Here is a 22,283-nt window from a genome sequence, read left to right as displayed (position 1 = left end):
GGTCTCAGGCATGAGCATCTGCATAAGGTGCGAAAAAGCGCTGCAAAGCGCCAAGCAGCGCATCCGGTTGCTCCTCTGCAGGGTAATGACCACACGCTGGGATGACGACGGACTCGACATTGGCCGCCACTGTGCGCAGCTCTGCCTCAACACTGTCGCCGCATGCAAGTGCGCCGGAAAACGCAAGCACCGGCAGAGTCAAACGCGTTGCCATGCGCTCCCGGTTTTGCGGGATCGACTGATCAATGGCGCGGTAATAGTCAAAGCTTGCTCGCAGCGCTTCTGGATCACGCTTGAGCAACGCTATGTAATGGTCAACGGCGTAACGGGGCACGGCGTCAGGCGAACCGGCCTTGGTAGCGAACTGATGGCCGAAATAGATTTCTTCACGCCCTCTGACCAGCAGCTCGTTGACGCTGAGAGCCCGATTGAAATTGAAATGCCAAAGGAAGTCGCTTAGCCATCGTTGATCTGGCAGTAAAGGTGGTGAAGGTGAAACCCCTGGGATCAGCGCCTCACCCAACGCAATGCGCTCGATTCGCCCGGGTTGGTCGTGGGCCATGGCATAGCCTGTCCACATGCCGATATCGTGGCCTGCCATGGCGAAAGAGGCGTAACCCAACGCATCCATGAGTGCAAACATGTCTTGGGCAAGGGTTATGGAGTCATAGCCCACTGAAGGTTTTTCTGAAAGCCCTACACCGCGGGGATCGACAGCGATCACCGTGTAGTGGCGAGCCAAGGGCAGCATGAGATAGCGCCAGGCAAACCAGCTCTGCGGCCAACCACCCAGTAGCAGCAATGGCTTGCCTTCGCCGCCTATGACGGCGTGCAAGTCCACTCCGTTGGCAGGCACCTGATAACTTTCAAACACCTCGGTAAAACCCTCAGACAAACCGGGGGCATCGTGTACTGATCCAAGTCCCGACAGTTTTTTTAAGTGCTCCGTTTGCAACATCCGAATTCATCCAATTCATTTAATCGAATGACGTTAGAAGTGATGAGCGGGGATGACTAGGGGCGAAAACACCAAAGGCTGTTGCGACAATGCACCAGTCACTGCAGACGGTCAAAAGTCACTCATGACTCGCTGAACACTGTCGAGATCAATCGCCGCAACCACACACTACGTGGTGCCTCATGATAGCGGGCGTGCCAGTACTGCTTGAGGTCGTAGCGCGGAATCGCCAGTGGGGGCTCTACCGTTCGTACATTCGGGTGATGAATGTACATGTTGGCAACTGTGCGTGGTAGAACGACGATCAGGTCCGATTGCTCGATGATCGAGGGAACGCTCATGTAATGAGATGTCTGCAGCACGATGTTGCGATAAACGCCGCTCTTGCCCAAGTGGGCTTCGTACATTTCCTGGCGACGACTGCCATCTCGAACCTGCAAATGCTCCAACTTGCTGAAGGTGTCAAGCGTCAGCTGTTCGCCCACGAAGGGGTGGTCGAGTCGTACCAGGCAGACCAAATCGTGTGAAAACAGCCGTTGCTGGTAAATGTTTGGCGTAATCAAATCGGGGAAGTAACCCAACAACGCGTCGACCCGCCCTTCATGAAGACTTTCCACAAGTTCATCAGGTGCGAGGCTGATGGTGCGTATCCGGGCATTGGGTGCAAGCCGTCGCAGGCTCTGGAACAACGCCGGCAGGAACACTACCTCCCCTACCTCACTCAGGCAGAAAACGAATTCCTGTTCGCTGGTCGCGGGGTCGAAGCTGGGTCCGCTGAGGATGTCACGATCAATTATCTCGATGACTTCACGTGTGTGCTCAATGATGCCTTGTGCACGGGGGGTGGCCTCCATCGCATTGCCGGAGCGAATGAACAATGGGTCACCCAAGGAATGACGCAAACGCGCCAGCGCAGCGCTTGCCGCGGGCTGACTCATGCCAAGCCGCTTGGCGGCTGTTGTTACGTTGCCGGTTTCGTATACGGCAAGCAAAACGCGCAGCAGATTCAGATCGGTTCGCATGGGTATAACCAAAACGGATAGTTTACATAAATAGAATTAGCTTCCTTTATTTAAAACGGTTAGCGACGATCCCGTCTACTCAAAAAATAAAAATATGGATCGTACCCATGAATGCTACGCCCATCCGAATTGGCGAAATCATTGATCGTGCCAAGATTTCGCCCTACCAGATCGCAATCCTGTCCATGTGCTTCGTCATTGTTCTGATCGACGGTTTTGATACCGCGGCCATTGGTTATATCGCGCCTTCTCTGCGGGAAGAATGGGGGTTAGAGCCCCGCCAGTTGTCACCCGTCTTCGGCGCCGGACTGTTCGGGCTCATGGTCGGCAGCCTGATGTTGGGCCCAATAGCCGATGCCGTCGGGCGTAAGCGTGTTTTGCTGATTTCCATATTGGTGTTCGGGCTGGCCACGTTCGCCAGCGCATACACCCAAACCATCGAATCGTTGACAATTTTGCGCTTCGTCACCGGCGTCGGCTTGGGCGGAGCGATGCCCGCCTGCATAGCCTTGAGTGCCGAATATTCGCCAAAGCGACGCCGAATGATCCTCGTGACATTGAGTTGGAGTGGTTTCACCGCTGGACTCGCTTTGGGCGGCGTGCTGGCCGCCTACCTGATACCTGCATACAGCTGGCGTTCAGTGTTAATCCTGGGCGGTATTTTACCCTTGCTGCTATTACCGCTGCTGGCGTGGCTGATGCCAGAATCTGTGCAGTTCATGGCCTCATCAGCCAAGCATGCAGAACGCCTGCGTAAAGTGGTCGAGCGGATCACTCGCACTAGCTGGCGCGACATCACGATCAGCAGTGACCAGGATCATGACCAGGCAAGATCGCCGGTCAAATATCTCTTTATCGAGGGCCGTGCCATTCGCACGCTGCTGCTGTGGCTCTCGTTTTTCTGCTCACTGTTTGTCTTTTACCTGCTCAGCAGTTGGCTGCCAACGCTGCTCAAAGATGCAGGTTACGATATTGCTCATGCATCACGCATCGGTGCCATGGTGCCCCTGGGCGGAACAGCTGGCGCCCTCCTCATGGCCATGCTGATGGACCGTACAGGGCCTTACCCAGTGCTAGCAGTTGCGTATTCGGTGACAGCAGTCGTCGTTGCGATTACTGGCTACATGATGGGGGATGCCTATCAGTTGGCCGCGATGGTGTTTGTCATTGGCTTTGGTATCGCTGGTGCACAGAATGGCCTGAATCTCGTGGCAGCAACGTTGTATCCCACCACCGCTCGCGTCACTGGCGTCAGTTGGGCAATGGCGGTAGGCCGTTCCGGTTCGATTGTGGGTTCCATGATGGGCGCGTGGGTCATCGCCGCTGTCGATAATGCCCAGGCCTTCTTCCATTGCTTGGCTGCTCCAGTGGCGGCGGCTGCAATCACGCTCTGCACCCTCTACTGGTTAGATACGCGAAAACGCGATCCAGCGCCTTCAACGGTGACGGCACATTCCGAAGCTCAGTAAGCCATCAGGGCCATGACTGCTCCACTGATGGAACAGTCATTTCAACCCAGACGCCTTTATCCCTTTCCTTGCGTGACTGATCATTACTGCATCAGTCCGCGTAGCCGTCACAGGCTCCACGACTCCTCTCACTCCAGCGATCGGCCTCACCCTCTAACGGGGCGTCCGATTGCAGGAAAAGGTGACGCATGAAAGATCTGAACGACCTGTATTACTTCGTGTTGGTGGTCAAGCACGGCGGTTTTTCTGCAGCGTCTCGCGCAACCGGGATCGAAAAAACGCTTCTCAGCCGGCATGTGGCCCACCTGGAGTTACGAATGGGCGCACGGCTGCTGCACCGGACGACCCGTCAGGTCTCGCTGACCGAGGCAGGTCACCATTTTTATGCCCTCAGCCAACCTGTCGTTGAGGGGGCACACACTGCCTATGAAAGTGTCGAGCACCTGCGGCGTGAACCCGTCGGGCTTGTGAGGCTGAGCTGCCCGCAAGTAATGGCGCAGACCTACCTGGCCCCTCTGCTCCCAAGTTATATGGAAAGGTATCCAAAGGTCCGCTTGGAGATGAGCGCGGTGGATCGGGAGGTCGACTTGTTCGAAGAGCGCTTCGATCTGGCGCTACGATCGCGTGCAAAAATTGAGGAAACCGCAGGCCTTGTTGCCAAAAGTCTGGGAACCTCGCGGAAGATTTTGGTCGCAAGCCCTCGCTACCTTGATCGTGTGGGACGGCCTGCAACTGCACACGCCCTGTCTGGCTTGGAGACGCTCTCTCGCCCGGGTGACATACACGATGGCGTGGGACGATGGCTATTGCAAGATGACGAGGGTGAAGACGTGCTGATCAGTCATCAACCGCGGTTGATCACTGACGACCTACGCATGCAACTGGAAGCTGCGGTCAATGGCATCGGAGTAGCTTTGCTACCTGAACCCATTGCTGTGGCATCTGTCAACTCAAAGGATCTGGAGGTCATCCCGTCCTGGACCGGTGCAACACACATCATCCATTTGCTCTATCCCAAGCCCAAAGGCATGCTGCCCTCTGTCCGTAGCCTGATCGACTTCCTGAGCCTGCATCTGCCCCACATCTTCACGGCCGAGGACTCTCCTTCGAGCCTGCACAGCGACGAGGTCAAGTCCTCGTAAGTTGGAGGGCAGTGTCAATCTGCCCTGGAAAAACCTGTCATTGCCAGACCGATTGCTGGCTGCGCAGGACGCCGCCCACCATTTCTCTGAACCATCGGCTCTGTGGGTCGCGGTGAAACCGATCATGCCAATACAGATCGATCTCGAATGATGGCACCTGCAGGGGCAGAGGCCATATTACGAGCGGATAGAATTGCGCCAAGGTTTTACCCAGTGCGTTAGGTAGTGTCCATATCATGTCAGAGTCCAGCAGCAGGTGAGGACCTGACAGATACTGGGGAATTCTCATTTTGATGCAGTCCCTCCCTCCGGCATCGATCATGGCGCGCTCAAGCGCCAGATGACCACTGCCTCCAGACTCGACCAGCAAATGCTCACTTCTAGCAAAAGCCTCCGGCGTTAAGCCCCCCTGCGCCAGTGGATGATCCTTGCGCATGGCGCAAACATAATGCTGCGAGAAGACGGCCGTTCGATGAATATCGGTTTGAAGCGTTGGCATGAACCCCAGCGCCAGATCAATCCTTCCGGTGGATAGGCCGTTCAGGGTTTCGTCCATCCCCGCCGCCACAGTGTGGATGCGCGCCTTAGGCGCTACACGCGCGAGTTCGCTGACAATGGCAGGCAAGCAGACCACCTCACCTACATCACGCATGCGTACCGTGAACGCTTTTTCGCAGCTTTGCGGATCAAACATGGGCATCTGGCAGGCAGCTTCTCTTACCATGGCCAGTGAGGTCAGTAATCTGGGTGCTATGTGAATGCAGAACGGCGTCGGCTCCATACGCCGACCTACCAGCGTAAAGAGCCTATCGCCATACTCGCTGCGCAGGCGTTTGAGCGAACCGCTCACCGCCGCCTGGGTGACTCCTAGATTCTGGGCCGCTATGGAAGCCGAATGGTCCCGCCATAACGCTTCGAAGGTATAGAGGAGGTTCAAGTCTTTCATCACAACGCCTTCTGGTGCGCCAAAACCAAAACACCGCGCGAGCCGGCAAAGCATTCGTGGACTTTAGCCGACAAGCGCGGTGCAACCACTCGGTTAATTACGCAGTCGCCTGCAATAACACCGCGTCGACAGAGGCTTTACTGAACAGTGATGAAATATCGATGTGGATTCGATAGTCGTGGATCAAACGTGATGCATCAAACTGTACAACGACGCAACACGGCACGGACAGGATGACACCGTCGAGCTTGGTATAGTGCGTATCAAAACGTAAAACAGTGGTATCTCCTTCACTCCAAACACCTTGGGGATCGTGTTTGAGGCCGGCAATACCACTGAAAAACAGCTCGATTGCCTCCCTGACAGCCTGCTTCCCGCGGAGCTCGGGGGCATTCCCGAAACGAAATACAACATCATCCGTCAGATAGCTCAAAAAACCATCGACAGACATCCGGTCTACATCTTCAAACATACCAGTCAGTTCATGCTTCATCGCAAGGCAATCCTCATTTTTTGTTGTTGTTTTTGAGCGTGCATCAGGTTGCCGCTACTCAAGCGGCCTTTTTGACCTTGTTACGAATGGTATCCAAGGTACTCTTCACAGCGCCCAGATAAGACTTCTGCATCCCTTCTGCAAATGCAGTTTCCTGCTCGCTGCCAGGCTTCGCGCCCAACAAGGAAAAATCGAAGGTGAACCGCAGGTACAGTTCGCCATTTTCTTCTTCGATGACGTTCTTGATGATGCCGCGCGCGTTGCCAGACAGGCGCACGAACTCGACTTGCTGCTCCTCAGTGAGGATGACCAGCTCTTGCAGGCGTTCGCCGTGCAACAGCACCTCACGGATGAAGCGATCGCCCTTGTCTTCGACGATGTTGCATTCGGTGATTGCTGATACAAAAGGAACGGCGTTACGCGCTTTACTGACCAGGCCTTCCCACACCTGGCTACGGTTTAGGCGCACGCCGTCCGCATCCGGTTCAGCGTTTACTTGGATACGACGACCTACATTGATCATGAAAGACTCCATTTACTTCTGAATTAGAGCTGCTGCCATTGGTAAATTAGCAAGGCAACCGTGGGCGACCGTTTCAGGTCGATGACATTCAAAATACAAAGACCGCGAGCAGCTCCATCAAGTGGTGAGGTAACCGCCGTCGACGGCCAGCGATGTGCCGGTTACGAAACTCGCGTCGTCCGACAGCAACCATAGTGCCGCCTTGGCAATTTCCTCTGGTTGGCCTAGACGGCCAATCGGGTGGCGCTCCCGCAATGCCGAAAACTGCTTGGCGAAGTTTGGGTCTTGTGAGGCCCGTACGATCATCGGCGTTTCGATGACACCCGGCATGATCGCGTTAACGCGGATGCCTTGCGTGCCATAGTCAACCGCAGCCGCCTTGGTTAAACCAATCACGCCGTGCTTGGCTGCTATATAATCAGCAGCGGCCGCAATTGCTACCGCGCCTAATGCAGACGCGGTGTTCACGATTGAGCCACCCCCACTGTTCAGCATGGCGCGAACCTGATACTTCATGCAGTAGAAAACACCCGTCAGGTCAATGCGAACAATGCGTTCCCACGCGGCAGACGAGATCTCATGTAGCGGCAAGTTACTTTGCTCGACGCCGGCATTGTTAAACGCACCATGGAGCTTGCCGAACCGAACAACGACCTCCTCAACCGCAGCGGCAACAGCCTCTTCATTCGTGATATCACATACGATTGAGTAAGCTTTGCCGCCCGTCGAAGTAATAGCGCTGTAGACCTCTTCAAGACCCGAAACATCGCGATCTACCAATACAACCCTTGCGCCGGCTTCGGCAAAAGCCAGTGCAGAGGCACGGCCAATACCGCCTGACGCCCCAGTTAGCATGATGTTTCGGTCTTTTAGATCAGCCATGATGGAACACATCCTCGTTGTTTTTTTTCACTCTATTTTGAGTGACCAAGACGGACAATCCCGTAAAAACACCAAAGACTGTTGCAATTATCCACCAATCAACGTCGCGTCAGATCCAAGGCAACATCGACAATCATGTCTTCTTGGCCTCCAACCATTTTCCGGCGGCCCAACTCGACCAAGATGTCCACAGTACTCAGGCCATACCGTTTGGCCGCTGCTTCTGCATGGCGAAGGAAGCTTGAGTAAACCCCCGCATAGCCAAGCGCCAAGGTCTCGCGGTCAACTCGCACCGGTCGATCTTGAAGGGGTCGGACGATGTCATCGGCAGCGTCCATCAGTGTGTAGAGATCGGTGCCGTGATTCCATCCCAATCGCTCGGCGGCGGCGATGAAAACCTCCAAAGGCGCGTTGCCGGCCCCAGCGCCCATTCCCGACAAACTTGCATCAACGCGATCACATCCCTCCTCCACCGCGACAATGGAGTTGGCCACGCCGAGGCTCAGATTGTGGTGGGCATGGATCCCGGTTTGCGTGTGCGGATCAAGCACATCTTTCAGCGCTTTGAAGCGATCGCGCACATCAGTCATGTTCAGTGCGCCGCCCGAGTCGACCACATAAATGCAGTTTGCTCCGTAGCTCTCCATCATCTTGCCTTGCTGCGCCAACCCTTGCGGTGTCTGCATGTGGCTCATCATCAAGAAACCGACAACATCCATGCCCAGCTTTCTAGCGTATTCGATGTGTTGACGAGAAACATCGGCTTCTGTGCAATGGGTCGCGATACGCGCCCCGCGGGCACCCGCTGAATAGGCGTCCTTGAGATCGTGAATGGTCCCAATCCCGGGCAACAGCAGCGTGGTGATCATCGCGTGGCGGGTCACACTCGCCACTGTTTCGATTAGCTCCAGGTCGCTGTGGGCAGCAAACCCGTAGTTAAAACTAGAACCCTGCAAACCGTCGCCATGGGCTACTTCGATGGAATCTACCCGAGCATCATCCAGGGCTTGGGCGATTTTCCGTGCGTGCTCAAGGCTGTACTGATGGCGAATGGCGTGGCTACCGTCGCGCAGAGTCACGTCCGAGATGTAGATCTTTTTCTGCGTTGTCATGGTTCAGCCCTCTGCGTTCACGCGAGTACTTGCAATGCGCTCGGCGCATGCCATGGCAGCCGAGGTCATGATGTCGAGGTTGCCTGCGTAAGCTGGCAGGTAGTGGGCGGCGCCCTCTACCTCAAGGAATACCGAGGTTTTCAGGCCGCTGAGCTTGCCCAGGCCCGGAACATTGACCGGGGCATCTTCGGGAATGACCTCGAACTGAACTTTTTGCTTGAGCCGATAGCCCGGCACATAGCTCTGTACGCTGGCAACCATATCGTCGATCGAACGTTCAATCTCATCCTGACTTCCAGGCTCGGACAACACGAACACGGTGTCGCGCATGATCAGGGGTGGTTCGGCGGGGTTGAGCACAATGATGGCTTTACCGCGCTGTGCACCACCGAGTTTTTCAATCGCCTGCGACGTGGTTTCGGTGAACTCGTCAATGTTGGCTCGGGTGCCTGGACCGGCAGATTTGCTGCTGATCGAGGCAATGATCTCTGCGTAGTGCACCTTGGCCACACGCGACACCGCTGCCACCATCGGGATAGTGGCTTGCCCACCGCAAGTCACCATATTGATGTTCGGCGCATCCAGCTCGGCGTCCAGGTTGATCGCGGGGATGGTATAGGGGCCGATTGCCGCAGGCGTCAGGTCGATCACCTTCACACCATGTTGCTGCAAGACTTCGTTATGGTGTGCATGCGCACCTGCGCTGGTGGCATCAAAGACGATACGAATATCTTTGAAGTTAGGCAGTGCCAGCAAGCCGTCGATACCGCCAGCCGTGGTGGCTACCCCCAGCCGATCAGCACGGGCCAGGCCGTCGGAGGCCGGGTCGATGCCGACCATGGCGGCCATTTTCAAGTGTTTGCCATTGCGCAGAATCTTGATCATCAGGTCGGTGCCGATATTGCCGGAACCAATGATTGCGACGCTGATTGGATTACTCATTGTTGTTTTTTCCTCTAGTGACACAGTCTTGGGTCAGGCATTACCGCGCCGGCGCTCGGCCAGGGTCTTGCCACCTGCGGCCCACTGCGTATCTGGGATTTCCTGCAACAACACGCGTACGCTGTCGACTGGCACTTCGAGGCTGTGCGCGATGGCCTGAGTGACGCTGACCAACAATGCGTGCTTTTTCTCTTCACTACGCCCTTCGGCGAGGTGGATCATGGCGATAGGCATGGCCGACTCCGAATCAACGTTGGCTGGAAGAGGTGAAACGCATGGAGACGCTGCCCAAGTGCTGGAAGCGGACGGTGATGTTGTCCCCAGCTGCAACAGCGATGGCCTCGGTAATGCCTCCGGTCATGATGAAGCTGCCGGCCGGCAGCTCACGCCCCTTGGCGCCCAGCATGTTGGCCAGCATCGCTACACTCTGCGCAGGGTGGCCCAGTACGGCGGCGCCAGCGCCAGTCGCGACGACTTCGCCGTTCTTCTCCAGGACGACACCCAGGCATTTCAGGTCGATGCCTTGTACACCGCTCATCTGGCCGCCTGTGACGAATCGCGCCGAGGAAGTGTTATCAGCAATGACGCTCTTGAGATCGAAGCGGAAGTTCTCGTAGCGCGAGTCGATGACCTCGACTGCAGGCAGAATGAAATCGGTGGCAGCCAGTACATCGCCAACGTGCACGCCCGGGCCTTTCAGCGGATGCTTGAGCACAAAGGCGATCTCGGCTTCCACTTTGGGGTGGATCAGACTATCGACATCGATGGCCGCGCCATCAAGGCATGAACCGTAGTCGGTGAGGAAGCCGTGAATAGGGTCAGTTACGCCCATTTGTTTCATTTTCGCAAAGGAAGTCAGGCCCATCTTCAGGCCCGGAATGCGCACACCGCGCGCCTCCTTGCGCTGCCGGATCGCATCCTGGATCGCGTAGGCATCTTCCCAGTCCATTTCTGGGTGAGCGTCGGTGATCTTCGCTACCGCCTCGCGCTTGAGCTCAGCGTTTTCCAAGTGTTCGGCGAGTTGGGCAATGGTGCTTGGAGAGAGATTCATAAGAGTTCCTTCAAACGAAACGGACAGAGGCGGAGCCGATGCCGCCGAGCGATACACGCAATTGATCGCCAGGTTGAACCGGGACCATGGCGGCGAGTGAGCCGGAGAGAATCACCTCGCCCTTGTTGAGGCCGATACCCAACTGCCCCAATTTGTTGGCTAGCCAAGCAACAGCGTTTGCCGGGTGCCCCAGCGCTGCAGCGCCAGCGCCGGTTGCGACGACTTCACCATTCTTTTCCAAGGTCATGCCGACACAGGCCAGATCGACTTCGCGCGGTGCGGCACCCTGCCCTCCCAGCACGAACGCACCTGCGGAAGCGTTATCCGCAACGGTGTCCTGGATACGAATCTTCCAGTCGCGAATGCGCGAATCGACGATTTCAAAACAGGGCATCACATAGGCGGTGGCCCGCAGTACATCGGCTACGGTGACGCCTGGACCGCGCAGGTCCTCTTTAAGTACGAAGGCAATTTCACCTTCAGCCTTGGGCGCGATCAAACCGTCCAGAGAGATCGCAGCGCCATCGACATAGAGCATGTCCGAGAGCAGGTGGCCGAAGTCCGGTTGATCGACACCGAGCATGTCCATGACCACTTGGCTGGTGACGCCGATCTTCTTGCCAATGACCTTCTGGCCGCCTTCGAGACGATGCTGGATCATTGCCAGTTGGACCTGGTAAGCCTGCTCAAGCGTCATGTCGGGATTGCGCTCGGTCAACGGCGCGACTGCCTGGCGGTCAGCCAAGGCCTGATGCAGCTGCAGGCCGAGCTTTTCGATTTCTTGCTTGTTCATGATGGCTCCTTACAGCCGCACGCAGACATTGCGCAGTTCGGTGTAGAACTCAAGCGAGTGAACGCCCCCCTCACGCCCGATACCGGACTGCTTGGCGCCGCCGAAGGCGGTACGCAAGTCGCGCAGGAACCACGAGTTGATCCAGCAAATGCCCACATCGAGCGCACTGCCCAAGCGGTGAGCTACCTGCAAGTCGCGCGTCCACACACTGGCAGCCAGGCCATAGGGGGTGTCGTTTGCCATGCGGACCACTTCTTCTTCGGTATCGAATGGGGCGATATGACACACTGGGCCGAAGATTTCCTCGCGGACCACGGCAGAGGTTTCTGCAAGACCAGTCCAAATGGTCGGCTCAAACCAAGCGCCTTCGGCCAGATGCGGCGGCACCTGCGCAATACCGCCGCCGTGGACCACTGTTGCACCATCGGCAACGGCCTGGCGGCAGTAGGAGAGAATCTTCTCGCGGTGGCCCAGCGAAATGACTGGCCCCATGTTGGTGTCGGCCTGGTTGGGGTCGCCAACTTTGATGCTCTCTGCATGCGCCTTGAATGCAGCGACAAAGCGCTCGAACAACGGGCGCTGCACGTAGATACGCTCGGTACCCAGACAGACCTGGCCACTGTTCTCGAACACGGCACGGCCTAAACCTTTGACGGCTTTTTCAAGATCTGCGTCGGCGAATACGATGCCGGCGTTCTTGCCGCCCAGTTCCAGCGATACCGGGCGGATACCATTGGCGGCCGCTTTCATGATGATCTCACCGGTGCCGGTCTCGCCGGTAAACGTCACGCCGTTAACCTCGGGATGGGCTGTCAGGAAGGCACCGGCAGAATCGCCACCAAAACCATGCACAACGTTGTACACGCCCGGTGGCACACCTGCCTCGTTCATCACTTCGGCAAGCAACGTGGCTGTTGCGGGTGTTTCTTCGGAAGGTTTCACCACCACGGTATTGCCGCAGGCCAGGGCCGGGCCGACCTTCCAGGTCATGAGCAACAGCGGCAGGTTCCATGGGCAGACCACGGCGATCACGCCTCGTGGAGCGCGCACGGCGTAGTTGACTGCCTTGCCGCCATCCGGTGTGTCCATCACGAAGCTTTCAGTGGGCACATTTTTGATCAGGTCAGCGAACACTTTGAAGTTGGCCGCCCCGCGTGGGATGTCCAGGTGGCCAGCAAGCGCACGTGGTTTGCCGGTATCGGCAACTTCAGCCGCGACGAACTCGTCATGACGACGCTCAATACCTTCTGCAACTTTGTGTAGCAGCGCAGTCCTCTGCGCCACCGTCATGCTGCCCCAAGGGCCTTTCAAGGCATTGCGCGCAGCGCGTACGGCAGCATCGACTTGCTCCTGGTTTGCCTCGTGCACCAATCCGACAAGGCTATTGTCTGCAGGGTTACGATTTTCAAATGTGCGGGTGCTGGACACCCACTCACCATTGATGAAATGGCGGAATTCTTTCGCAGGCATACGGTATTCCTTCTTGTTTTAGAGAGAGGGGATTCGGTATTCGGGGTCAGCGGCGGTGAGGTAGTCCCACATGCGCTCGTAGATCCGGCCGCTAGTGACAGCCCGCTGGGCACATGCCTGTGCATCGAGCACCGGTCCCTCAGCGGCAAGGCCGGCACTGTGCAACTGCAACTCGATGCGCGCGGCGTCTTCCAAGTACCAGGTCAACGTCAACGCTTCGACTAGCGATACGCCAGCAACGATGGCGCCGTTACCACGCATTACCAATGCGTTCCCGTTCCCGAACTGGTCAGCCAGCGCGCTGGCTTGTGCTTCGTTGCGCAGCAACTGAGGGTCATCCCACAAGGGAATCGGTGCGCTGAAATAGCTGCCCATCCCGTGCCGGGCTTGCGGCGTCAGCCGGGCGCAGGATAGCGCCATGACTTGGGCGGGCATGCTCCGTATCACTGCGCGGACATCGGGGCGGCGGCTGTAAATCTGCTGGTGGATACGAACTTCACCCAACACACCTTCGGGTAACTCCCCGTTAATTGGCACCACGACCCCGGATTCGCCTGCTCTGATAAGCCCCATGGGGCGTGCCGCGCATACCAGGAAATGCTCATCGTCCAGGCGAAGGCTGCAGTGCCCATAAGCATGGACCAGGCCAGCACGCGCCAGCGCTCGCGCTGCCATGCGCACCTGTCGCTGCGCATCGCCGCTGGGTATTGGAAATTGATTCACGATTTGAACTCTGGAATGTCAGGTTTTGCGCCCCATGCGCAGAAGGATTCGTTCGTCGCCGAGAACTGCCGTGGCTGGTGGCTAGCATCTTTCTCCGCAGGGATGAGGCTGACGCCGGTCGAGTATTCGTAGGTCATGCCGTCCGGCCCTTCGAAATACAGGAACATCGCACCTGAGGTCGGATGGCGCCCTGGGCCGAAGAGGATGCGAATCCCCCGCTCGACCAAGAAGTAATAGGCACGCATCAAGTCGTCCACCGACTCGACCTGATGGTTGATGTGCTGTACCCCAGCGTGGGACGACGGAAAAAGCGCAATCTTGTGGTGAACTTCATCGATGCGTAGCAGCGGTGCCTCGCCGATGCGATCGCTTACCCGGGCGTTTGCGAGCTGTGTCCAGAACAACTCGTCGCGCCGAGGATTCATGGTGCGCAAACCAATATGACTGAAGCCAGTGATGCCGGCATCTCGGCTCGGGAAATAGTTGCGACCACTGGCATGAGGCCGCAGCACCAGCTCGATGTTGTTGCCGCTAGGGTCTTTGAAACGAATGAAGTCGTCGACATAACGCACTTCTGCGTCCTCACGCGAGCCGTGCTGGACTTTGAATTCGTTACGCTCAAGCAGGATGGCTGCGTCTTCCAGATCCTGCGCGGTCCTCACCTCGAAAGCTGTGGTGGTCTCGTGGGGATCGCCCTCGTAATAGCAGAGCGTGTGATCGCGATTGTCGGAACGGAAGTAGATGGCGCCATGTGCTTCACGCACGACCTGCAGGCCAAGAATCTGAGTGGCGTAGCGCCTTGCATCATCCAGGTTGGCCGTGCCCAGCCTGACGTAACGAATATCGTGCAAGTTGATCATGAGGGTTGTCCTCTTATTGATGTTGTCTGACCAAGATCTTCAGGCGCGAGGATCAATAAATGAAGCAAATGTTCATTATTCCCACTATCCGTTTTTATTATGACCTTCCCATAATTGGCTTTCACTAAGGCAAAAAAAAGCCCCGAATCCTGGGACCCGGGGCGCAATGCGCGAGATTAACTTTAATTGATCGCTTCTTGCCCTGGCAGAACGCCTTCGGCTTTATGGCCATCATCTGCCATTACAGGGTTTTGCGGCATAGCGATGACGAAGATCGCAGAGATAACGTAGAACCCTGCACACACCATCAATCCAGCGGCAAGGCTGTAGAAACTAGCAATGCCACTGAGGAGTACCGGCGCGAATGCCGCCAGTCCCCTGCCCGCATTGAAACAGAATCCCGCACCCAGTGTTCGCACGCGTATCGGATACATTTCGCTGAAGTAAGAGCCAAACAACCCAGCGAACACCATGAAAAAGGCATAGGCCGCACCAATCCAGATGAGCCATTGCGCCTCCGGCGTGTAGACGTACACAACAGCCATCAGCGATGTGAGCAACAGCGATATGACAATGGTCAGCCGCTTGCCGATGCGATCCGCAATGAACCCGAAGATGTTCAGCCCGACAAAATTACCCAAATGAAGGACCGCCATGAAGCTGGTCATTGCTGCCAAGCCCAGCCCCCTGTCTTGCATGAGGTAAGTGGGCAGCCATGTACTTACGCCCCACGACCCCAATAAAGCGAAGCTCGCTGCACATGAGCCAAGCAGCGTATAACGAAGCAGTGCCGGTGCAAAAATTTCGCGCACTGAAATACGGGAAGTGGCTTCGGCAACCGAATGCCGTTGTGCTTGCCAGGCGGGCGATTCGGGTATAAGGAAGTACACATACAGAATAGGCAAGAGCACCGAGACTCCTGACAACAAAAACATAGAACGCCATTCGGGTAACATGTACTTCGCAGCCAATGCAGCGACGATTGCCCCTATCGGAAATGCGCTGATCACGAATGAAATCGCGCGTGCCCGTTGCTTAGGCGGCCAGGTCTCGACGATATAAGCTGAGAGAATGGTCCAGACTCCACCGAGTCCTAACCCGGATACGAATCTCAGTGCCATGAGTAGGTAGAGTTCGTGAGCCTGTGCAAAGAAGCACGTCAGCACGCCAAAAATTGCCAACGATGCGAGCAACGCATTCCGGCGCCCAAAATTGTCGGAGTACCAGCCGGTAGCAACCCCGCTGACGCCAATGCCCAACAGCGTCGCGCTGGCCATAGCGCCTGCCTCATTGAGGCTGAAACCTAAATCCTGACGAATGACCGGGAGCGCTACGGTCAGCAGAATGATTTCCATTGCATCGAACAGATAGGCAATGAACCCGCCGATCAATACATGCCACTTGGATATACCAGTCATGACTTCACCTGATTGTAATTTAGTGCAGTGATATTCATTGGATGACTGTCGCTTTGCTTTGCGCGATCCTTGCAACAAACGACACTCAGAATCGGTAAACGGCTTGCAACCAGATACGGTCACCCGAGGCCCGATTCTCCACATGCGTTTCATGTTGCCATTTCATGACGAAACCGAACTCCGGCGTCTGGTACTTCAGAGCGGGACCGATTGCGGCCACTTGGCCCCGATTGCCATCCAGGTAGGTATGTCCGTCTTTTTCGTCATCGCTGACCTGTTTGTAGAGGTAGCCGTTTAGCCCAAACTGCCATTCGCGGGTTACGTTGTAGCCAATATTGTAATCGGCATTGAACTCATGACCAGAGCGATAATCAGTATCTTTGTTCTCGCCGTTGATCATGTAAATCAGCTTTGCGCTGACTTCGAGATTTTCCAGCGGATACGCCGTAAAGGAATACCAGGGCCCATAAGCCCAGGTGTTCCTGCCAGGGTTGAACAAGCGGTCTTTGTCATAGGACCCCACCGGCACAAATACGTCCAGCCCGAACAATTGATGGTAACGCGGGGAGCTCCAGCCCAGCACGAATGGCACGACGGTCAGGTCGCCTATGCCTTCCTGATGGTCACTGCGCCTCATGCGACCTGCCGGGGTATCGACATTGAAACTGATATCGCCTTTGACCAGTGGCAAGGCGACGCGACTGGCAAGTTTGGCGCCGAGGAATGAAACGTCCTGATAAACATAATCGACGCGAATCGAAAGCGCCTGGATGTTTAGATCGAAGTCATGAATACCTGCTTTTCTATCGCCATCGCCGTCGAGTGTTCGACCTGCACGATAGTCCGATAGATAGAAGAACTCGGTAAATCCGGGAGGCGGCATTTTACCGGCACCCACCGTGTTAACACCGAGAGGGTATGAAGTACCACCACCTTCAGTGGCGTAAGTCATTGAGGTGAAAATTAGCGTGACGCATAGGCACGCTGCACGGCTGGCCGTGACGTTTGGTCTGCTCATCTCATAGTCCACTTTTATTGTTGTATTGCGGAGGAGATCTTCAAGTTACAGGCCGAATTTTCCTCAGCCGTGGCCAAACGATCGGGTGCTCTGTCGCACGCCGATCATTCAGCAAGTTGCAATTTTCAGTAAAACAAGGACTCAGGCAGCTCGTTGTGGAGGCTTCAGCGGATAGTAGTTACCAACTCGCCCAGCCCTTCGATACACACTTTCAACACATCGCCGCGCTCGAGGAAGGTATGGCTTTCCATGCCCACCCCGGCGGGCGTCCCGGTGAGCAGTACGTCACCTGGGAACAGGTCGATGGTCTGGCTGAGGTAAGAGATCTGCTCAGCGACGCCATACATATGATTGCGGGTGTTGGAGTCCTGCACCCAGGCGCCGTTGCGTGCCAGTTTGATATCCAGGTTCTCAGGGTCTTTCACGAACTGTGCCGGTGTCAGGTATGGCCCCAATGGGCATGACCCGGTGAAGCATTTGTGCCCGATCCAGTCGAAACGAAACGGCGAGCTGGCATCGACCTGCTCGCGGCGAAGGCGATCGCGCGCCGAAAGGTCATTGGCGCAGGTGTACCCGGCTACATACTCAAGGGCCTCTTCAACGGAAACTCGCGACGCACGTTTGCCGATGACAACTGCCAGTTCAGCCTCCCAATCCAGCATCCGCACGCCTGCCGGGAACTCGACCGAGTGCTTGTGTGCCACCAGACAACCACGGCCGGGCTTGATGAAGTGCCAAGGCGCGATGCCTTCGCTACGTGGGTCCAGCGATAACTTCATGTTGAACGCACGCGCCATGGCTTCCACATGGTCGCGGTAGTTAGCGCCTGCAGCATAAATGGTGCCCGGCCGAGCCAGAAACGGCGCGAACTCCACCGCCTCAAGGTCCAGGCGGTAGCCCTCATGGAGCGCTGGAGCGCCGAAGACGCTGTCTGCCAGTGCTTGCAGCTGAGTATTGGTTGCAGCCCAGTCGTCGAGCAGCGCGTCCAGCGAAACCGACGGCACCTTTACACCGGCACTGGTAGCCAGGCGCGCCAGATCATAAGCGTACTCGCCCACCAACAGGCCAGTTGCTTGGGCTTGGAGATCGTTGTAATAAGCAAAAAGCTGGTACTTCATGGGACCACCATCACAAAAGCGAATAGCGTTGATCGGAGAAACTGACGTGGACGGTCAAACCACCTTCCATCAGCAGCCATTTGCGGATTTCCACGTCATACAGTCCATTGGCAATGAACGGGTCTGCTTGGACGATGCGCAGGGCTTCGGCTTCATCAGCCGCGCGCAGGATGCTCATGCCGCCCAGTTCACCTGGCGACGCGTGCGCCGAAACGAAAGGGCCAGATGCGAACAGCTCGCCACGTTTCTCGGCGACAATCGCCCACATCAAGTGCGCTTCCAGCAACTCCGCCAGCCTACTCAGATCGCGGGGCTTACGAAGCACCACGAACAATGGCTTTTTCAGCATGCCAGCCAGAAGTTCCTGAGCCGATGAGTTACTCATCGCGTGCCGCCTCGAAGTTCTTGATGAACGCTTCAGGCGGAGGATTGGTCGCCCATACCGCAATCACATCCTGAGGATCGCCGTCGAAAGCTTCCCATTCACTGTCGTCTTCCGGGATGACGTCGATGTCCCAGAAGTACTCGACCATGCTGCTCCAAGGGTCGCGAATGTAGTGGAAGTAATTGGAGCCGGCCACATGACGTCCCAAGCCGAAAGCACTCTCGTAGCCAAGACTCATCAGGTGCTTGGCCCCGAGCTGGATTTCGTCGAGATCGGTCACTTCGAAACTTAGGTGGTGCAGGCCACTATGGCTGCTCTTGGCCAGACCCAGGACGTGATGGTCGCCACCACAGCCACAGCGCAGGAATGCGATTTTGTCCCCTGCACGGTCAGAGACTTTCATCCCCAGGACGCGGGTGTAAAACTCAATGGAACGGTTAACGTCGGCGGTGAACTTGATCAGATGACCGAGGCGCAGCGGAGTTACCCGACGCAGTTTTGAGGTCGGAGTACAGCCGCGCTCACCGATACGTCGATAGCGGCCCGGGGTATTCAGCTCCGGGGTTTCCAGCGGTTTTGCAGGCATCGAATCGGCTTCGTTGACATGTACCCAGTCACCGGATGGATCACGGAACCAGATCCCGTCCTGACCAATGTCAAAAGGCGCCGGGTGAATTACTACCCCATGAAAACTCAAGTTCTCGCGAATTGCCTGCAGGCCCTCAGCGTCGGTGCCAAATGAGATGTAGCTTAAATGCTTCTGGATGCCGGGCATCAGCCGAACCTGGTCCTGGGCGCGCCCTTTGCAGCGCATCACGACGTGTTGCCCAGAGATACGCGCTTCGAGGCCGACTGCCTCGTAGAACGAACGACCCACTTCCAGGTCCGGAATGGTCATACCTACGTGTTGAAGAGAGCGAATCATCGGTGAGGCTCCTCTTAGCGAATGGGAGAGAACGGTGCGGCGCTGAGCAGCTCGACCTTTTGCGCTTCTACCATGTGTGCGTTCTTGCCAAGGAAAGCGCGCCATTTAGGGTCGTTGGACAATGCCGCGCGCCGCTGGGCGCGGTCCTCAAAGCTGGCGTAGCCCCACAGCTGGATGACCCGATTAATGTCTCCGGTCTCGGGCTTGAAGTACCCGATCAGGTTGCCCAAAGCTTCGCCTTGAATCGGCAGACCTTCCTCTTGATACGCGCGCAGGAACTCGTGCATCGCGCCAGGCTTGAGTTGGTAGGTACGTTGTTCAATCAACATGATGTTTTCTCTTTTTTGGAATTGGCCATGGAATCGGCCTCGATCAGCTTGATCACTGCCGAAATATCTTCTTCACCGATGCCCTCCTCGATCGCACGCACAAAATAAGGCTTCGCGGCGTTGAACAAGGGCGCAGCACAATCGAGCCCTTCAGAAAGCTCGCTGGCCATATCGATATACTTTTCGAGGGTTACGAACGGCCCGGGTGCAGGCAAGAAATGACGCTCGGCCATCATGGGAGCGCGCGCGTTGAACATCGTCGAGCCGCCCGCGCTTTGGCGTATCACATCAACAACTTGCTGGGGATCGAAACCTGCCTTCACGCCAAGGTTCAGCGCCTCTGCAGCAGCCAGGGTATGGATAGCTACCAGATAATTGGCGATCAGTTTCATCGCCACTGCACTACCGAATTCACCAATGTGGAACTGAATGTCGGCGATGGCATTCAGCACAGGCTTACAGTGCGCAACCAAGTCCGGATCACCCCCCAAGAACAATGAGGCCTTGCGATGCAACACCATGGAAGGGGTACCACTGACTTCGGCCTCGAGCACACGCGCGCCGCGTTGCTCGATACGCTGGGCGATACGTTGCTTGAACGTTTTGCAGTAAGTGCCAATTTCAATCAGGGTGTGCTGCGGCCCGATGCAATCAAGCAGACCTTCAGGGCCTTCCATTATGCCGACATGGGCGACCTCACTTGGCAAGCAGGTAAGGATGATATCTGCCTGCTGGGCCACGGCCGCCGGACTGTCGAGGGCAACGCCCCCTTGGCAGATGAAAGCCTCCCGGTCTCGGCGCCGGTATCCGACGACACGAAACCCTGCAGCAAGCAGGTTGGTTGCGATAGGAAGGCCAAGCTGGCCGATTCCCACCATACCGATGGTTACTTCAGGCATTTGAAGCCTCTCTTCTATTGTTTTTGTTTTGTCCGGAGCGTGTCGCTCGGCTAAGCGCTAACCTAGGCGCAGCCGTGTCTCGGAGCAAACAGCCCTGCTTATGAATAAATAGAATTGAGACTAATAGGAGTATCTATGGCGGTGGTGTCGGCGAGTGGTTGGTCAAGCATCCGTCAATCCAGGCGGTGGGGTTTACTGGCTCGCTCAAGGGCGGAAAATGCGCTTAGCTGCATGGCTGCAGAGCGCGCTCAACCAATCCCGGTGTTTGCCGAAATGTCCAGCATCAAACCGGTTATCCTGCTGCCTGAAGCATTGCAGGCGCGGAGCGAGCATGTGGCGAGTGAGTTGGCGGCCTCGGTGACGATGGGGTGCGGGCAGTTCTGCACCAATCCCGGTTTGATCATCGGTATGCGCTCTGCTGCATTCACTGACTTCATCGAAGTATTTAAGGATCAGATGGCCGAACAACCGGCGCAGACCATGCTCAACCAAGGCACACTGGACAGCTATAGCCATGGCCTTGAGCAACTATACAACCACCTGGGCGTGACCCACTTGGCGGGGGCCGTGCAAGGTGAGCGTCAAGCGCAGCCGCAGTTGTTCAAAGCGGATGTCAGCCTATTGTTGGGCGGCGATCCATTGCTGCAGGAAGAAGTGTTCGGGGCGGCCACGGTCATCATCGAGGTCGAGGACCAAGCGCAACTGGGTGCGGCGGTGCAGGCCTTACGCGGGCAACTCACCGCCACGTTGTTTGCCCAAGCCGAGGCGCTGGCCGGCTATGGTTGGCTGAGCGAATTGCTACAGGAAAAGGTCGGTCGGGTGCTGCTCAATGGTTACCCAACCGGTGTCGAGGATCGGGGCACTCGCGCTTAGCGGGCGCCCCGTTCTTCGTCATTAAGGCCGCTCCAGCTGATCTCGCAGATACTCGATAAAGCGCTGGGTTTTGGCAGGAAGCAGTCGGGTTTCTGTCAATGCGTACACGGGTACCGGCGTCGCCTGCCATTGCGGCAGCACCCGTTGCAAAGCACCTGCATCGACATCTGGCGCAGCGATACCGGCAGGCAGGAGTGCGATGCCAAGGTCTAGCGAGGCAAGTCGACGCAACATCCCCACACTGTTCAGCTCAAAGCGGCCACCCACCTGAACCTGTTCGACAGCACCCTCGCTGGTCAGGGTCCACTTGTCCGCGCTTGCTCCTGACATCCGCAGGCATTCGTGATGCACAAGCTCCGCTGGATCACGGGGCTCGCCGGAAACCCGTAGATAGTGAGGTGAGGCGTACAGGCCGCGTTGCAGGGTGGCCAGTTTCCGCGCAATCAAGTTGGAATTGGCCGGCTCGCCCATCCGAATGACGACATCCACGGGGTCACTGACCAAATCGACCTGCCGTGGTGTGAGATCGAAGTCAAAGGTGATGCCTGGATACAGTCTTGCGAAATCCGCAATCAACGGCGCCAAGTAGATGTTGGCGAAGTCCACTGGCAACGAGGCGCGCAACAGGCCGCTGGGCCTGGCGAGCAACTCACCCAGCTGCTCATGCGCCAGCCTCGCTTCGTCGACAATGCGCTTGCACCGATCAAAGTAAAGCTGGCCGGCCTCTGTCAGCTCAATCTTGCGCGTGGTGCGATGAAGCAGGCGCAACCCTATCTGCTTCTCCAGGCTGGTGATACGCCTTGAAAGCGTCGAGCTTGGCATGTTCATGGACTCCGCTGCACCCCGAAAGCTGCGCATCTTCACGACCTCGACGAACAGGGCCATGTCGTTCAGGTATTCCAAGCATTGCTCCAAAAATGGATTAGTCATTT

At 56.7% G+C, this 22,283-nt stretch carries 24 protein-coding genes and 1 pseudogene; 3 read left to right on the top strand and 22 right to left on the bottom strand.

The window, feature by feature from the left end:
- Window positions 1-4 precede the first annotated feature (4 nt).
- Both N805_RS07865 and N805_RS07860 read right to left on the bottom strand, forming a co-directional pair.
- Window positions 5-958, bottom strand: coding sequence for an alpha/beta fold hydrolase (locus N805_RS07865; RefSeq protein ID WP_019470801.1), 954 nt, complete (start codon window positions 956-958; stop codon window positions 5-7).
- Window positions 959-1,080: 122 nt separating this feature from the next.
- A complete protein-coding gene (locus N805_RS07860; protein ID WP_026034387.1) occupies window positions 1,081-1,980 on the bottom strand; it encodes a LysR family transcriptional regulator in 900 nt (299 codons plus the stop codon).
- Between the two features lie 107 nt (window positions 1,981-2,087).
- Here N805_RS07860 and N805_RS07855 point away from each other — a divergent pair, with 107 nt between their 5' ends.
- Both N805_RS07855 and N805_RS07850 read left to right on the top strand, forming a co-directional pair.
- A complete protein-coding gene (locus N805_RS07855; protein WP_019470803.1) occupies window positions 2,088-3,449 on the top strand; it encodes an MFS transporter in 1,362 nt (453 codons plus the stop codon).
- Between the two features lie 188 nt (window positions 3,450-3,637).
- Window positions 3,638-4,591 (top strand): LysR family transcriptional regulator, encoded by a 954-nt coding sequence (locus N805_RS07850; protein ID WP_019470804.1) that lies wholly within the window; start codon window positions 3,638-3,640, stop codon window positions 4,589-4,591.
- Window positions 4,592-4,628: 37 nt separating this feature from the next.
- Here the strand turns inward: N805_RS07850 and N805_RS07845 are convergent, their stop codons facing one another.
- From N805_RS07845 to N805_RS07755, 19 genes are all read right to left on the bottom strand, one after another.
- Entirely contained in the window at window positions 4,629-5,537 is a 909-nt protein-coding gene (locus tag N805_RS07845) for a LysR family transcriptional regulator (protein WP_019470805.1), read from the bottom strand.
- 97 nt (window positions 5,538-5,634) lie between these two features.
- Window positions 5,635-6,030 carry a nuclear transport factor 2 family protein gene (locus N805_RS07840; RefSeq protein WP_019470806.1) on the bottom strand — a complete coding sequence of 132 codons (396 nt, stop codon included), beginning with the start codon at window positions 6,028-6,030 and terminating at the stop codon, window positions 5,635-5,637.
- A 58-nt stretch (window positions 6,031-6,088) separates the two neighbouring features.
- On the bottom strand, window positions 6,089-6,553 hold the full coding sequence (locus tag N805_RS07835; RefSeq protein WP_019470807.1) for an SRPBCC family protein: 465 nt from the start codon (window positions 6,551-6,553) through the stop codon (window positions 6,089-6,091).
- 117 nt (window positions 6,554-6,670) lie between these two features.
- Window positions 6,671-7,435, bottom strand: coding sequence for an SDR family NAD(P)-dependent oxidoreductase (locus N805_RS07830; RefSeq protein ID WP_019470808.1), 765 nt, complete (start codon window positions 7,433-7,435; stop codon window positions 6,671-6,673).
- A gap of 98 nt (window positions 7,436-7,533) precedes the next feature.
- Window positions 7,534-8,547 (bottom strand): 4-hydroxy-2-oxovalerate aldolase, encoded by a 1,014-nt coding sequence (dmpG, locus tag N805_RS07825; RefSeq protein WP_019470809.1) that lies wholly within the window; start codon window positions 8,545-8,547, stop codon window positions 7,534-7,536.
- Between the two features lie 3 nt (window positions 8,548-8,550).
- Window positions 8,551-9,489, bottom strand: a complete 939-nt coding sequence (locus N805_RS07820) for an acetaldehyde dehydrogenase (acetylating) (RefSeq protein WP_019470810.1) — start codon at window positions 9,487-9,489, stop codon at window positions 8,551-8,553.
- 33 nt (window positions 9,490-9,522) lie between these two features.
- Complete coding sequence (locus N805_RS07815) at window positions 9,523-9,723, bottom strand: 2-hydroxymuconate tautomerase family protein (RefSeq protein ID WP_019470811.1); 201 nt, start codon at window positions 9,721-9,723, stop codon at window positions 9,523-9,525.
- 13 nt (window positions 9,724-9,736) lie between these two features.
- Entirely contained in the window at window positions 9,737-10,540 is an 804-nt protein-coding gene (gene dmpH, locus N805_RS07810) for a 2-oxo-3-hexenedioate decarboxylase (protein WP_019470812.1), read from the bottom strand.
- A 10-nt stretch (window positions 10,541-10,550) separates the two neighbouring features.
- Window positions 10,551-11,333 (bottom strand): 2-oxopent-4-enoate hydratase, encoded by a 783-nt coding sequence (dmpE, locus tag N805_RS07805; RefSeq protein ID WP_019470813.1) that lies wholly within the window; start codon window positions 11,331-11,333, stop codon window positions 10,551-10,553.
- Window positions 11,334-11,342: 9 nt separating this feature from the next.
- The gene (locus tag N805_RS07800; protein ID WP_019470814.1) at window positions 11,343-12,803 is read right to left on the bottom strand and encodes a 2-hydroxymuconic semialdehyde dehydrogenase; all 1,461 of its coding nucleotides are present in this window, start codon (window positions 12,801-12,803) and stop codon (window positions 11,343-11,345) included.
- Between the two features lie 18 nt (window positions 12,804-12,821).
- On the bottom strand, window positions 12,822-13,478 hold the full coding sequence (locus N805_RS07795; protein ID WP_019470815.1) for a class II aldolase/adducin family protein: 657 nt from the start codon (window positions 13,476-13,478) through the stop codon (window positions 12,822-12,824).
- 44 nt (window positions 13,479-13,522) lie between these two features.
- Window positions 13,523-14,386, bottom strand: coding sequence for a VOC family protein (locus tag N805_RS07790; RefSeq protein WP_019470816.1), 864 nt, complete (start codon window positions 14,384-14,386; stop codon window positions 13,523-13,525).
- A 182-nt stretch (window positions 14,387-14,568) separates the two neighbouring features.
- Entirely contained in the window at window positions 14,569-15,804 is a 1,236-nt protein-coding gene (locus N805_RS07785; RefSeq protein WP_019470817.1) for an MFS transporter, read from the bottom strand.
- A gap of 85 nt (window positions 15,805-15,889) precedes the next feature.
- Window positions 15,890-16,822 (bottom strand): SphA family protein, encoded by a 933-nt coding sequence (locus N805_RS07780; RefSeq protein ID WP_026034389.1) that lies wholly within the window; start codon window positions 16,820-16,822, stop codon window positions 15,890-15,892.
- Window positions 16,823-16,986: 164 nt separating this feature from the next.
- Window positions 16,987-17,940, bottom strand: coding sequence for a fumarylacetoacetate hydrolase family protein (locus N805_RS07775; protein ID WP_019470819.1), 954 nt, complete (start codon window positions 17,938-17,940; stop codon window positions 16,987-16,989).
- Between the two features lie 10 nt (window positions 17,941-17,950).
- The gene (locus N805_RS07770) at window positions 17,951-18,325 is read right to left on the bottom strand and encodes a YciI family protein (RefSeq protein ID WP_026034390.1); all 375 of its coding nucleotides are present in this window, start codon (window positions 18,323-18,325) and stop codon (window positions 17,951-17,953) included.
- On the bottom strand, window positions 18,318-19,250 hold the full coding sequence (locus N805_RS07765) for a VOC family protein (protein ID WP_026034391.1): 933 nt from the start codon (window positions 19,248-19,250) through the stop codon (window positions 18,318-18,320). The genes N805_RS07770 and N805_RS07765 overlap by 8 nt, the downstream gene beginning before the upstream one ends.
- 14 nt (window positions 19,251-19,264) lie before the next feature.
- Window positions 19,265-19,579, bottom strand: a complete 315-nt coding sequence (locus N805_RS07760; RefSeq protein WP_019470822.1) for an NIPSNAP family protein — start codon at window positions 19,577-19,579, stop codon at window positions 19,265-19,267.
- Complete coding sequence (locus tag N805_RS07755) at window positions 19,573-20,478, bottom strand: NAD(P)-dependent oxidoreductase (protein WP_019470823.1); 906 nt, start codon at window positions 20,476-20,478, stop codon at window positions 19,573-19,575. Before N805_RS07755 ends, N805_RS07760 begins: the two co-directional genes overlap by 7 nt.
- Before the next feature lie 131 nt (window positions 20,479-20,609).
- Here N805_RS07755 and N805_RS07750 point away from each other — a divergent pair.
- Window positions 20,610-21,330 (top strand): annotated as a pseudogene (locus N805_RS07750) (aldehyde dehydrogenase family protein); the annotation flags it as partial.
- Between the two features lie 42 nt (window positions 21,331-21,372).
- On the opposite strand, the gene N805_RS07745 reads toward N805_RS07750, so the two are convergent.
- Entirely contained in the window at window positions 21,373-22,254 is an 882-nt protein-coding gene (locus N805_RS07745) for a LysR family transcriptional regulator (RefSeq protein ID WP_019470824.1), read from the bottom strand.
- Window positions 22,255-22,283 lie beyond the last annotated feature (29 nt).

The sequence above is a fragment of the Pseudomonas putida S13.1.2 genome, from assembly GCF_000498395.2.
GTDB lineage: Bacteria > Pseudomonadota > Gammaproteobacteria > Pseudomonadales > Pseudomonadaceae > Aquipseudomonas > Aquipseudomonas putida_Q.
The sequence above is the reverse complement of the archived record's forward strand: the minus strand, read 5'-3'. Positions and strand labels throughout refer to the sequence as shown.